This is a genomic window from Rhizobium laguerreae (assembly GCF_002008165.1).
In the GTDB taxonomy this organism is placed as follows: Bacteria; Pseudomonadota; Alphaproteobacteria; order Rhizobiales; family Rhizobiaceae; genus Rhizobium; species Rhizobium laguerreae.
Map to the genome: position 1 here is coordinate 239,512 of NZ_MRDM01000014.1, position 12,780 is coordinate 252,291.

The window sequence follows — 12,780 nt, forward strand, 5'->3', positions numbered from 1 at the left end:
GTCTCAGGCACTCCGTATCGACAGGCGCCCTTTATCCGCGAGCGCATCCGCGCGTTCGTTGCCGGCAATGCCGGAATGGCCTTTGCACCAGACAATGGTCATCAGCGCATTCTGGGATAACTGAAGATCGACCGCCTTCCAGAGTTCCGCATTGGCGATCGTTCGCCTTCGGGCATTCCCATTCGGGCTGCTTTTCTTCCAGCCGTTGTTCTTCCAGATATGTCGCCAGCTGTTGCAGCCTTTGATGGCGTAGACGGAATCGGACCAGATGGTCGCGGGCTCGCCACTTGCCTCACTGTTGATCCAGATTGCCGCCCTGAGCACGGCGGTCAATTCCATCGAATTATTGGCGGAATCTTCGGCGCCACCGAAGCCGGACGCGATTTCCGCCGCATCACGATAAACGACAAAGGCCCATCCCCCGCGCCTGGAACCGGGCTCATAACAACCGTCCACGAAGACGTGGAAGCCGTGTTGGGTTTCCGGCAGCCCGACTGTCGTTGCGGGGGAGCTGAGTTCGTTGGCAATACCTGTCATTTTCGACGTCCGGATATGAGTACGTTCCCCAAGCGACCAGGAGATTGGAGTGGAGTACTTGGCCTCGTTAATTACCATCGGCAGCTTCTTCATAATCGAACACTGGGTCTCTGGCGGTCCGCTGGATAAAATCGCGAAAATACGCTAGGAATTTATCCCAGCTTATTAAGAGAAATACCCTAAGAGAACTGGCGGCGATCAACGCCGCAATCGACCGATCAATTCTTTGCTCATTCCGGGACGACGCCGTGAAACGCCGAAACCTGTCTCTTGCCCTTCTCCTTGCCTTTTCGGCGCCTGCCTCCGCGCAAAGCAGCGCTGTCTGTGAGGACCTGCGCGGCCGCCTCGCCGACTTGCCGCGATCGATCGGCAATGGCAACGGCCCGGAAGCGCGCCAATATGCCAGCGCCATGGCCGAGCAGAACCTCGAGTTGCGAAAGGTCCGCAATGAGCTGCGCAGCAATGACTGCACGTCGGGCAGCATGGTCGTGATCGGCGGCGAGAATGCCGATTACTGCGCCGAACTCTCGCAGGCCGAAGTCAGGATGATCGACAACATTCGCTATCTCCAGGACCGCCGTGGCGAATTGCTCGGCCGGGGCAGCGACAACGACCAGGCCCGCCGCGAGCTGATGGCTGCCCTCGACCGCAATGGCTGCAACAGCGAAAACTTCTATGCCCCCGACGAGCGCAGCGCCGCCGACCCCGCCCCGAGTGTCGAGGAACAGGCGATGCGCACCGATACCTTCATCCCGCTCGGCGGCGGTGAAGAGGTTGATCCGCGTTACGGCCTGCCGCGGGCCGACATGCTGTCGCCAGTCAGCACCATGTGCGTGCGCAGCTGCGACGGCGGCTTCTTCCCGATCAGCTCGAACGCTACGTCGGTTGATTTCGGCCGCGACGCCCAGACCTGCGCCAAGATGTGCCCGGGTATCGAGACCGAATTGTTCTATCGTGATGTGACGAGCACCGAAGCCTCGAACATGATCTCGGTCGCAACGGGCACGCCTTACAGCGCCATGAAAAACGCCTTTGCCTACAAGAACCGTACGCCCGGGGAAAAGTCCTCTTGCGCCTGCAATCTCACCGCCTATTACGAGGAGATGCGCGGCAAGCAGGCGGTGAGCGAACCGCCGCAGCAGGGCTCGATCACCACCATCCGCACCAACCCCACGGCGAAGAATCCCGCAGCCGCCGCGCCGCAACCAACCGTTCCCGAGCGCCCCTATGATCCGACGCAAAACCGTGTCCGTCAGGTCGGCCCGCAATTTCTGGCCGGAGATCAGGGCTCGATCGATCTCGCCAACCCAGCAACGTCAGGTCCGCAGCCGCAACAGCAGCAGTGATCGAACAGCTGGAACGGCGGTGGCCGAGCCATAGCGGCGTTATGCCGGGGTGCATGAGATGACGGCAATGTCGCGTGAACGTGCGGCGGGATGTGAATGCGGACAGCTTGAGCATGGTCAGTAGGTCGTACGACCACCGCTCAGGTCGAACGTCGATGCGGTCGTGAAGGAGTTCTCTTCGGAGAGCAGCCAGACGGCCATCGACGCGATCTCATGAAGTTCAACAAAACGGTCGCGCGGAATGCGGACGCGCATATATTCGATAAATTCCGGTGTCAGCCCGTCCAATATAGGTGTCTTTGCTGTGGTCGGCGTTACCGCGTTCACGGCGATCCCCGTCTTTGCGAGTTCCTTGCCAAGAGACTTGGTGAAGCCCAGCACACCGGCTTTCGCTGCGCTATAGGCAGCGATGTTCGGATTTCCTTCCTTGCCCGCCACCGAGGAGATGTTCACGATCCGCCCGTAGTCGCGCTTTAGCATGACCGGAACAACGTGGCGGCAGCAGTTGAAGGTTCCCGTCAGGCAGACATCGACAACATCTTTCCACTCGATGACATCGTATTCAATCGTGGGCTTAACCGGACCGGTAATCCCGGCGGAATTGACGAGGCCGTCGATACGGCCAAAAATCTCCTCGGTAGTCGCCGCCGCGTTTTTGACTGATTGGGAATCTGCAACGTTGACGCCAAAAGCGACGGTGCCGGAGCCGAGAGCGGAAGCGCTGTCCTTCGCCATGTTTTCGTTCAGGTCCCAGATTGCCACCTTGCCACCAGACTGGATGACGCGCTCTGCGATAGCGTAGCCGATGCCGCGCGCACCGCCTGTGATCACGATGATGCGTTCCTTCAAGTCGATCATGTTCATTGGGCCGTTATCCTCCGATCGAGCCGCCGATAGCCGAATATCTCTTGGAATTTCCGGGATTCGCCTTCAGCGTATCGATATAAATGCCCGGAATAAAGATACCTCGCCCTCGCCCGGCGTCGGTTTGCTCACCTTGACTGTCAATGGTGTGACGGTGCAATCGAGGCCATGCTCAGCCAACGTGCCCTAGGTGTTCAGTCCCCATCCATCATGGAAGACCAGATCCTCCAGCGGCAGCCGCTGCCGCCAGCCCTTGACGGAGAGTTCCGGCTCGTCATAGAGCCGATCGACGAAACCGGCACAGAGCCAGGCGACCACCTCGATATGCTCGGGTATGCCGAGAATGCTCTTCAGATCACCTTCGCGAAAAATGCTGACCCAACCGATGCCGACCCCTTCCGCCCGCGCCGCAAGCCAGAGATTCTGGATGGCGCAGACGGTCGAATATGAATCCATCTTCGCATTGTGGGTGCGCCCCAGCACCACGCTGCCGCTGCGCGTGGGATCGCAGGTCACGCATATGCCGAGCGGCGCCTCCACGATGCCTTCGAGCTTGAGGGCGCGGTAGGCCTGCTGCCGCTCGCCGGCAAACATCAGCGCCGCCTCGTCGTTGGCGCTGGCGAAGGCATCCCGGACGCGCGCCCGCACAGCGGCACTTTTCACCAGAATGAAATTCCACGGCTGCATGAAGCCGACGGAGGGTGCGTGGTGAGCGGCCGTCAGCAGCCGCTGCACAACATCGTCAGGCAAAGGATCGGGTCGAAACTGGCTGCGAACGTCGCGCCGCGTCATGATCGCGTGATAGACGGCCTCACGTTCGGCCAAGGAAAAACCGGACGCCGCCGAAAGGGCATCCTCATCAAAGGGTCGCATCGTCAAATCCCCAACAACGCAACCGCCCCGCCGTCCGCGCGGATCGGTCTATCTTGCCAGGCCGGTCTTCTGACTGGGCGTCATCCGTCTGCCGCAGCCTTCCCGGCAAGTAGCCAGTGGCATGATGAAGCGGCAAACATCGGCCTTACAGCGTTGGGCACGTTCCGGTTTTGCACCGGATTTCCGATTCTCCCGCCTGGACGGCGGGCACCTGACGGCGCATCTATTTCAGCAAACCGGCGCGGCGGCAAGCCGCGAACCAGATGGTTGATTCTAGCCGCGCGCCAAGCGGTGCCATCTGTCTCTTTTCTTCGGCCGGGGCGTAGGGAACACGGACGCGCGACATACCTCTTCTCCCCAGCGGGGCGAGGCAGATCTACAGCGGGCGCAATAGCGAAATAACACGTGTGTGCTCCGGCATCCCATTCTACTTTATGATTTATTCACATATCAAACACACACTGCGTTTGCGCGTTTTGGGTTGCTATCCGGACATGGGCATGAGGGCTCGTGATGTGACCGTCAGCGTGGATGCCCGTATTGAGACGCCGGTCGGGAACATCTCCGACTGAGCCGCAATTCTAGGCTGCCGCGGAATGTTCCATTTTTTGAAAACGATGCCTCTGACCGCCAAGCTGGCGGCGATTATCGTTGCCGTCAACCTCTGCGGCATTTCCGCTTTCGCCACCTATACCTGGATGTACGAAACCCGGGCATTGATCGATGGCGCCAAGGCCAACTGGTCCAAGGATGTGGAGCAGTTTGCCTCTCTGGCCGCCGGCGGCGTCAAATGGGGCAAGGCGAATGCCGTCCGTGAAGCCTATTCGCTCTACCGCGACGACCCTTCGCTCGATCTCGTGCAGTTTGCCGCATTCAACACGGAGCCTGCCGCCGTAGACGCCTGGACACGCGATGGCATCAACGGTTTGCCCGCACCGGCCGATCTGGCGAAGAGCCTCAGTGCCAAGCCGGAGAAAACGACGATCGACGACAGCGGAATATCCGCCGGTGTGGTCACGATCATCGCGCCGCTCCCGCTGGATAAATCAGGCAAGGCCACCGGCTATATCGTTACAAACTGGTCCGTCGAAAAAATCGCTGCTGAAGTCAGGCAGAAGGTTCTCATATCGCTGCTCACGCAGTCCGTGATCACCGCCTTGGCCGTCATCGCCTTCCTTCTCGCCATGCGCAGCCTTGTTGGCCGGCCCATCCGGATCATCAGCGAACGCATCAGCGCATTGCAGAAAGGCGATCTGGCTTCACCCGTGACCTACAAGGAAAACGGCGACGAGATCGGCTTTCTGGCACGGGCATTGGAAGTTTTCCGCCACGAGGCGATTGCGAAGGTCGAAAGAGAGCAAGCCGCTGCCGAGCAGAGCGCCTCGCTCGACGCCGAACGGGCGCGCAACGCATTGTTTACGGAAGAAGCCAGCAACACCCAGCGGCTGGTCATGACCGCTCTCGCAAAAGCATTGGAAAAGCTCGCTGCAGGCGACTTCTCGATACATCTGGCCGATCTTGGTCCGGAATTCGATAAATTGCGGCAAGATTTCAACAACATGGTCGAAGCGGTCGCGGCCGCGCTGACGGAGATCAAGGCCGCCTCCGTAGCGGTTGAAGGCGGCTCCAGCGAGCTGGCCTCCTCCGCAGATCAACTCGCCAAGCGGACCGAGCAACAGGCGGCATCATTGGAACAGACCGCTGCCGCACTGGATGAGGTGACCACCACGGTCAGAACTTCGTCGCAGCGCGCCGAAAATGCCGGGAAGCTGGTCGAGGAGACAAAGCGGAGCGCCCATGTCTCAGCGACGGTGGTGCGCGATGCAATCGGCGCGATGGACCGTATTCAGACCTCGTCTAGCCAGATCGGCCGCATCATCGGCGTCATCGATGAAATCGCGTTTCAGACGAACCTGCTGGCGCTGAATGCCGGCGTCGAAGCCGCGCGTGCCGGCGAGGCCGGCAAGGGTTTTGCGGTTGTCGCGCAGGAAGTGCGTGAACTCGCCCAGCGGTCGGCAAATGCGGCAAAGGAAATCAAGAACCTTATCAACGTATCCGGCCAGGAAGTTGCCGCGGGCGTCGGGCTGGTGAACGAAACCGGCGACGCCTTGCTGAAGATCGAGGAGCAGATCAACCGCATCAGCGACAGTATCGCTTCCATCGTCCAGTCCTATCGCGAACAGGCGACGGGCCTGCAGGAAATCAACGGTGCGATCAACCAGATGGATCAGGCGACGCAGCAGAACGCGGCAATGGTCGAGGAAACCAACGCGGCCTGCCAGGAACTGCTTCAGCAGGGACGCCTTCTGCAGGACTCGGCCGGCAGGTTCGTCGTCGGCGCATCTACCGCCAGCCAGCCCAAACCCGTTCAAGCTGCCCGCCAACCGCGTCCCGAGCCCCGAGTCTTCACGCAGCGACATGTAGGCAATGCCGCCGTTGCCGCTGCTCCCGGTGCCTGGGAGGAGTTCTGACGTCGTCTGCATCCGATAAGCCGTAGTTCTCAGCAACCTATAATCAGGAAGGAAACACTTATGAAGAAAATCGTGCCCGCATTTCTTTTGGCCTGCGCTGCATTTGCCGTGCCCGTGGGCGTATCCATGGCGCAGGATGCCAAGCTTGCCCCGATCTCCGACTACGTGACGAGCGACGTCAAGCCCTGGCTCAACGACCCTGCCATCATCGAGGCTGTCAAGGCGCAGAACGCTGCCAACGCCAATCTCAGCGCGGGTGATGTTGACGCCCTCGACAAGAAGTGGCGTGCCGAAGTCGATGGCTCCGACCACTCGATGATCGACGGCGTGCTCAACAATGCACTGTCGAAATTCCTTCAGGGAAAGAAGGAAGCTTCCGGCGGCAAGATCACGGAAATCTTCGTCATGGATGCAAAGGGGCTGAATGTCGGTCAAAGCGACACAACATCGGATTATTGGCAGGGCGACGAGGGCAAGTTCCAGAAGTCTTTTGGCGCCGGCAAGGAAGCCGTCTTCGTCGATGAGATCGAAAAGGATGAGTCGACCCAGACACTGCAGTCGCAGGCAAGTGTGACGATATCCGACGACAAGGGAACGCCGATCGGCGCCATCACCGTCGGTGTGAACGTCGACGCTCTCTGAGCTCGGGACCTACATTCGAAAGCAATGAAAACGCATATCGCCCGGAGCATACACAGTTCGGGCGATATGCATAAACAAAGACTTGCAAGACGTCAGATGAGCGAGATCGAGTGCGACTTGTCTTCCTCGGGGAGTATGGTGCCCCGCAAGAGCATCAGCTTTTCAGGCAGCAAATTCTACGTGACAATGCCTAGTCTTGGCGCTACACACGCCTCATGTCGATCACCTCAATCTACGCCTCGCGATTTTATTGGTACCGCTGCTCCCAGCGGATGCGGGTCCATGCGTAACTGAATTCGACGCGACGACAACCCGAACAGCCGCTAGTCTACCTGGCGGCTTTTTTTGTTCCGCGCGGGTATGACCAAACAGGAGCCATACCGTGTCTAATACCATTGATGATCTACGTATCGTCGAGATCACCCCGCTGACCAACCCCGCCGATATCATTGCGGAAATCCACCGAAATCCTGCTGTCACCGAGACGGTGACCAGCAATCGTGATGCGATCCACAAGATTCTCCAAGGCGAGGACGATCGCCTGATCGTCGTCATCGGCCCCTGCTCCATCCACGACCCTGTCGCCGCCCGGGAGTACGCCGCGCGGCTGGAAGAGCAGCGGCGTCGCTTCGCCGGCGATCTCGAGATCGTCATGCGCGTCTATTTCGAAAAACCCCGCACGACCGTCGGCTGGAAGGGCCTGATAAACGATCCGCATCTCGACGGCAGCTACCGTATCGAGGAGGGGCTGAGGATTGCGAGACGCCTGCTGCTCGATATCAATGCCATGGGTCTTCCGGCCGGCGTCGAATTCCTCGACACGATCACGCCGCAATATATTGCCGATCTCGTCAGCTGGGGTGCGATCGGCGCGCGCACCACCGAAAGCCAGATCCATCGCCAGCTAGCCTCCGGCCTCTCCTGCCCGATCGGCTTCAAGAACGGCACCGACGGCGGCGTGCGTGTGGCGCTCGATGCGATTCTCGCCGCCTCGCAGCCGCATCACTTTCCGGCGGTGACCAAGGACGGACAGGCGGCGATCGCTTCGACGAGGGGCAATGAGGACTGCCACATCATCCTACGCGGCGGCAAACGGCCGAACTATGAAGCGGCCGATGTCGAAGCGGTGACCGGCGAAGCCGTCAGGCTCGGCGTCGCCCCGCGCATCCTCATCGATGCCAGCCACGCCAACAGCGACAAGAACCCGATGAACCAGCCGCTCGTTGTCAAATCCGTGGCAGCGCAGATTGCCGCCGGCAACAACGACATCAAGGGCATGATGATCGAAAGCAACCTCGTTGCCGGCCGCCAGGACCTCGTTTCCGGCAAGCCGCTGGTTTACGGCCAGTCCATCACCGACGGCTGCATCGACTGGGATATGTCGGTGGCGACGCTGGAAGACCTGGCGCAGTCCGCCCGCGCCCGGCGCAAGGCAGCCGTCGCAGCCTGATAGTCAGCATTAAAAGCAGCGGGCAGAAACCCGCCGCCCATTACAGGGCGGTGGGGGCAACCCGGTTATCTCACGGGTACGCCGATGGCGACGCTGCCGTTGACTGTGACCGCCAGTTCATGCCCATTCATCCCAACGAGCTACAGCCGCCAAATGCAGGTGTCTGATGATGGAGCGACCAGATGGGCCGACACAGGCGCATCTTTCGCGAGCACGTCATTTGTCGTCGGAGCCGGCTTGGTCGGAAAATACCTTCGTCTTGTGGAGACGGCTATCAACGGTGCTCAATCCATCGTCACCACTACGCCGGTGCTCGGGCCTGTCGTCGCATTCGTGGCGCTGGCCGCAATGCCGCTCGCGATGGGCGCTAAGTTCGCCGCAATTGCCGACAGCCAGGTCGGCTATAACAATTACTATGGCGCTGATGATGGTACCGGTGGGCTGGTTGGAACCAAGGCCAATATCAGATTTCTCGTCCAATCATCCGCGAAGCCGCCGATCCCCAAGCAGCGCCCCGCCATCATGGGCGGAGCTCGGGACCGGATCACCGGCACGCGGAATAGGAGTAGATTTAATAGAGCCATGGATGCATTGAATCGGGCTCGTGTTCCGTCGAGACCCTGTAATAGGTACGCATGTCGTCGCGCTCTTTTTCGTAAGTCCACTTCAAGCCCCATCTGCATTCTTGCGTCATGCACTCACGGCTCTTCGATTCGAACATATCGAGTTGAAATGCCTCGCCATTGATTTCGCCGGTAATCGAGCCGGTTTTCCCCTTATCCTTCGATATGAGTTCAAACGCCCCTGCTCGACCATCCAGACAGTAGATCTTCCCGCGGTAGGTTCGCTCGCCGGTCTCCAGCTTCCAGAAATTCGTCTTCACCTGCGATACGCTGTAGCGACCCTTGCATTGCTGCCTTTCGGCCGAGCCGATCTCAATCGTCCCCCCCATCTCCTCACTCTCGTTCCTAGCAGTCACCTTTCCGAGCACCGGAGTACCCGTTGCGAGGTAGCTTCCCTCGACGCCACGGACAAAAAGATATGAACATCCGGCGAGCGTGAAACCCGTTGCCACCAAGGAGCCGGCGACCGTGAAACCACGCAGCGTCCACGCGCATCTCAAGACAGCCAGCAAGTCTATACCTCCAGGTTCATCCTCATGTTCGCGGATGCCAAAAGAGCGGGTTGGAGCGGTGGGCGACCAGTCGTTACCAGCCAGAATAGCACTGATATTCAGGTCACAATATTTCCCCCACAATTTGGAAGATGAATAAATGCCACAGCTCATCTTGAAATAGAATACCCGTCCGCTTCGGCAAGTTACACGGAACTGGAGGCAGCAACTGCAATCAAACCTTGGGAGCCCCCAATCACCCCCTCAAGCGTGCGCATCAGCGATTCGAAGATGAGGCCGGGCGCGACGTTATTACGCACACTGTGACGTGCAATCCTGCCGAATAAACTTTTTCGATAGGGGACGCATGCCTGCAAAAACTCTTCCATCTCCACCTTGGTGGAGAGTAGCGATTGCGTTGATCGTAGTTCCCTAAATCGCGTCCTTCGCATACGCTGTTTACAGCCCACTGTGGGCCCGCCGGATATGACCGAGCGCGTTATTGGTGCGTATCCGCCAAGTGCTGTGTTGGGGATCCCATTGCTATTCTACCTCAGGCGGCGTGTAGGGCCGCCCCTTGCAAATTGCGCGATGGTTGGAGCCTTTGTTGCGACCTTCACCTGGATGTGCCTAGTTGCATTTTTCGGCGCTGACGAGGCCTATGCTGGTGACCACATCACTTACCGAAACGGCATGATGACATGGTGGGGATTGCTAGAGACCGTCAAATCGCTCGCAGTGACAGCTGTATCGGCTTTGCTGCTGGTGGACTGTTCTGGCTGGTGGCCGCCGCTGGCGTTAAAAGACAGCCCGTTTCTGAAACGGTTCCAAGCAAAGTGTTCGAGTAGGGGTCTCTCGATATCATCAAATACCCACCACCCCATCATAAAATGGCGGTGCGCCCGTCTCAAGATCTCACCGGAAAATACCTGACATAGGCGAATTCCTCGCCGTCAGGAGACCAACAGGGCACGTTGATCGTGCCCTGCCCGCCGAAAAGCTCGAACAGCGTCTTCAGATTGCCGCCGTCCATGTCCATCAGCCGCAGCCGCACGTCGAGGTCCCGCGGATGGTCGAACACCGATGGGTCGTAGGATAGGAGCAGCACCATGTCGTTGTTGGGCGACGGATGGGCGAACCAATTGCCCTGATTGTCCGAAGTCACCTGCTCGAGCCCGGTGCCATCGGGATGGATGCGCCAGATCTGCATCAGCCCGGTGCGGCTGGAATTAAAGTAGATCCATTGGCCGTCGGCGGAATAGTCCGGTCCGTCGTTGCGACCCTCGCCATGCGTCAGCCGCGTCTCGGCGCCGCCGTCGACGGAGATGGTGTAGATATCGAAGAGGTCGTCGCGGATGCCGCAATAGGCGAGCTGGCGCCCGTCCGGCGACCAGCCATGCCAGTAGGATGGCAGGTTCTCGGTGACGAGCTGCGGCGTGCCGCCTTCGATCGGCAGGATATAGATCGCCGACTTGCCGAATTCGGTCTTGTCGGAAATGACGATCTCGGTGCCATCGGGCGAAATGCCGTGATCATTGTTGCAGTTGACGGCAAAGCCGGTATCAACCTTGACCACCTCTCCGCCATCGAGCGGCAGGCGATAGAGGAGACCGTCGCCGTTCAAGAGCAGGTAGGAACCATCCGGCGAGAAGTTCGGCGCCTCCACCAGCCTGTCCGTCTGCCAGACCTCGCGGGCCCTGCCCGTCCTGACGTTGTAGATCTCAACCGAGCTGCGCATGTTTCCTCCCGATATTCTGGCTTCGTCAGCGGTCTCGGAACCGGTTGGTGATGGGATAACGCCGGTCGCGGCCGAAATTCTTCTTGGTGATCTTCACGCCCGGCGCCGATTGCCGGCGCTTGTATTCGGCGAGATAGAGCAGATGCTCAACCCGGTGGACGGTCGCAACATCATGGCCGCGCGCGACGATCTCCTCGACCGCCATCTCCTTCTCCACCAGGCATTCAAGGATATCGTCGAGCACGGGATAGGGCGGCAGCGAATCCTGGTCCTTCTGATCGGGACGAAGCTCGGCCGAAGGCGCCTTGTCGATGATATTCTGCGGGATTACCTCGCCGGAGGGGCCTAGCGCATCCGGCGGCACGTTTTCGTTACGCCAGCGGGAAATCGCATAGACCTGCATCTTGTAGAGGTCCTTGATCGGATTGAAGCCGCCGTTCATGTCGCCGTAGAGCGTGGCGTAACCGACCGACATTTCCGACTTGTTGCCCGTCGTCACCACCATCGCGCCAAACTTGTTGGAGATCGCCATCAGGATGACGCCGCGCGCCCGGCTCTGCAGGTTCTCCTCGGTGATGCCGCTGTCCGTGCCTTCGAAAAGGCTGGCGAGGGCGCTGCTGAAACCCGTCACCGGCTGCTCGATCGGCACGATGTCGTAGCGGCAGCCGAGCGCCTTGGCGCAATCGGCCGCATCCTTCAGCGAATCCTCGGACGTGTATCGATAGGGCAGCATGACGGTGCGCACCCGCTCCTCGCCGAGCGCATCGACAGCGATTGCCGCGCAGATCGCAGAATCGATGCCGCCGGAAAGGCCGAGCACCACGGTCTTGAAGCCGTTCTTGTTGACGTAGTCGCGAAAGCCCAGCAGGCAGGCGCGGTAATCGGCCTCCTCGCTTTCAGGGATATGCGCCATCGGCCCTTCGGCGCAATGCCAACCATCTTCGCCGCGTTTCCACGTCGTCACTGCAAGCGCCGTCTCGAACTGGCTCATCTGGAAGGCGAGCGACTTGTCGGCGTTGAAGGCGAAGCTCGCCCCGTCGAAGACAAGTTCGTCCTGGCCGCCGAGCTGGGCGGCATAGATCAGCGGCAGGCCGGTTTCAATCACCTGTTTCAGCACCACCTGATGGCGGATATCGACCTTGCCGCGATAATAGGGCGAACCGTTCGGCGACAGCAGGATTTCGGCCCCGCTTTCGGCCAGCGTCTCGCAGACGCCGAGATCGCCCCAGATATCCTCGCAGATCGGAATGCCGATGCGCACGCCGCGGAAATTCACCGGCCCCGGCATAGCGCCCTGGTCGAAGACGCGCTTCTCGTCGAACTCGCCGTAATTCGGCAGGTCGATCTTGTCGCGCACCGCGATCACCTTGCCGGCGTCGAGCACGGCGACCGAATTGTAGCGCCCGGTCTCGTCCTGCCGGGGAAAGCCGATGATGACGCCCGGCCCGCCATCGGCGGTATCGGCCGCGAGAGTCTCGACCGCCTTCCAGCAGGCGCGGATGAAGGCGGGCTTCAGCACCAGATCTTCGGGCGGATAGCCGGAGATGAAAAGCTCGGTCAGGACGAGCAGATGCGCGCCCTCCCGGCCCGCGTCAATGCGCGCCTCGCGCGCCTTGGCGAGATTGCCGGCGACATCGCCGACCGTCGGGTTGAGCTGGCCGATGGCGATGCGGAAAATATCAGAAAGGGCGTTTTCCTGTGTCATGTCATTTATTTAGCCTGCACCTTTCGCGACCGCAACATGT

10 protein-coding genes and 1 riboswitch are annotated in these 12,780 nt (G+C 59.9%); of the genes, 4 read left to right on the top strand and 6 right to left on the bottom strand.

What is annotated here, in order from left to right; all coding sequences use genetic code 11:
- Window positions 1-3 precede the first annotated feature (3 nt).
- Window positions 4-537 (bottom strand): ribonuclease H family protein, encoded by a 534-nt coding sequence (locus BS630_RS16900; RefSeq protein ID WP_077978315.1) that lies wholly within the window; start codon window positions 535-537, stop codon window positions 4-6.
- Between the two features lie 248 nt (window positions 538-785).
- Here BS630_RS16900 and BS630_RS16905 point away from each other — a divergent pair, with 248 nt between their 5' ends.
- On the top strand, window positions 786-1,883 hold the full coding sequence (locus BS630_RS16905; RefSeq protein WP_077978316.1) for a DUF2865 domain-containing protein: 1,098 nt from the start codon (window positions 786-788) through the stop codon (window positions 1,881-1,883).
- 117 nt (window positions 1,884-2,000) lie between these two features.
- Here the strand turns inward: BS630_RS16905 and BS630_RS16910 are convergent, their stop codons facing one another.
- Both BS630_RS16910 and bluB read right to left on the bottom strand, forming a co-directional pair.
- On the bottom strand, window positions 2,001-2,747 hold the full coding sequence (locus BS630_RS16910; RefSeq protein WP_077978317.1) for an SDR family NAD(P)-dependent oxidoreductase: 747 nt from the start codon (window positions 2,745-2,747) through the stop codon (window positions 2,001-2,003).
- 186 nt (window positions 2,748-2,933) lie between these two features.
- Complete coding sequence (gene bluB / locus BS630_RS16915) at window positions 2,934-3,620, bottom strand: 5,6-dimethylbenzimidazole synthase (RefSeq protein WP_077978318.1); 687 nt, start codon at window positions 3,618-3,620, stop codon at window positions 2,934-2,936.
- Between the two features lie 42 nt (window positions 3,621-3,662).
- A riboswitch (cobalamin riboswitch) is annotated at window positions 3,663-3,850 on the bottom strand.
- Window positions 3,851-4,216: 366 nt separating this feature from the next.
- Here bluB and BS630_RS16920 point away from each other — a divergent pair.
- The 3 genes from BS630_RS16920 (at window position 4,217) to BS630_RS16930 (ending at window position 8,183) form a co-directional block, all read left to right on the top strand.
- Window positions 4,217-6,091, top strand: coding sequence for a methyl-accepting chemotaxis protein (locus BS630_RS16920; RefSeq protein WP_077978319.1), 1,875 nt, complete (start codon window positions 4,217-4,219; stop codon window positions 6,089-6,091).
- Window positions 6,092-6,151: 60 nt separating this feature from the next.
- Window positions 6,152-6,733 (top strand): hypothetical protein, encoded by a 582-nt coding sequence (locus tag BS630_RS16925; RefSeq protein ID WP_077978320.1) that lies wholly within the window; start codon window positions 6,152-6,154, stop codon window positions 6,731-6,733.
- Between the two features lie 382 nt (window positions 6,734-7,115).
- Window positions 7,116-8,183: a 3-deoxy-7-phosphoheptulonate synthase gene (locus tag BS630_RS16930; protein ID WP_077978321.1), complete on the top strand. Its 1,068-nt coding sequence runs from the start codon at window positions 7,116-7,118 to the stop codon at window positions 8,181-8,183.
- A 571-nt stretch (window positions 8,184-8,754) separates the two neighbouring features.
- Here the strand turns inward: BS630_RS16930 and BS630_RS16935 are convergent.
- The 3 genes from BS630_RS16935 to BS630_RS16950 all read right to left on the bottom strand — a co-directional run bounded on the left by BS630_RS16935 (window position 8,755) and on the right by BS630_RS16950 (window position 12,740).
- Entirely contained in the window at window positions 8,755-9,318 is a 564-nt protein-coding gene (locus BS630_RS16935; RefSeq protein ID WP_077978322.1) for a hypothetical protein, read from the bottom strand.
- 886 nt (window positions 9,319-10,204) lie between these two features.
- On the bottom strand, window positions 10,205-11,035 hold the full coding sequence (locus BS630_RS16945; protein ID WP_077978323.1) for a TolB family protein: 831 nt from the start codon (window positions 11,033-11,035) through the stop codon (window positions 10,205-10,207).
- Window positions 11,036-11,060: 25 nt separating this feature from the next.
- On the bottom strand, window positions 11,061-12,740 hold the full coding sequence (locus BS630_RS16950) for an NAD+ synthase (protein ID WP_077978324.1): 1,680 nt from the start codon (window positions 12,738-12,740) through the stop codon (window positions 11,061-11,063).
- Window positions 12,741-12,780: the final 40 nt, after the last annotated feature.

What these genes read in the sequence shown, in the direction of transcription:
- BS630_RS16900 (WP_077978315.1), bottom strand. Translation starts at nt 537, where the DNA reads ATGACAGGTATTGCCAACGAACTCAGCTCCCCCGCAACGACAGTCGGG.
- BS630_RS16950 (WP_077978324.1), bottom strand. Translation starts at nt 12,740, where the DNA reads ATGACACAGGAAAACGCCCTTTCTGATATTTTCCGCATCGCCATCGGC.
- BS630_RS16945 (WP_077978323.1), bottom strand. Translation starts at nt 11,035, where the DNA reads ATGCGCAGCTCGGTTGAGATCTACAACGTCAGGACGGGCAGGGCCCGC.
- BS630_RS16920 (WP_077978319.1), top strand. Translation starts at nt 4,217, where the DNA reads ATGTTCCATTTTTTGAAAACGATGCCTCTGACCGCCAAGCTGGCGGCG.
- BS630_RS16910 (WP_077978317.1), bottom strand. Translation starts at nt 2,747, where the DNA reads ATGAACATGATCGACTTGAAGGAACGCATCATCGTGATCACAGGCGGT.
- bluB (WP_077978318.1), bottom strand. Translation starts at nt 3,620, where the DNA reads ATGCGACCCTTTGATGAGGATGCCCTTTCGGCGGCGTCCGGTTTTTCC.
- BS630_RS16925 (WP_077978320.1), top strand. Translation starts at nt 6,152, where the DNA reads ATGAAGAAAATCGTGCCCGCATTTCTTTTGGCCTGCGCTGCATTTGCC.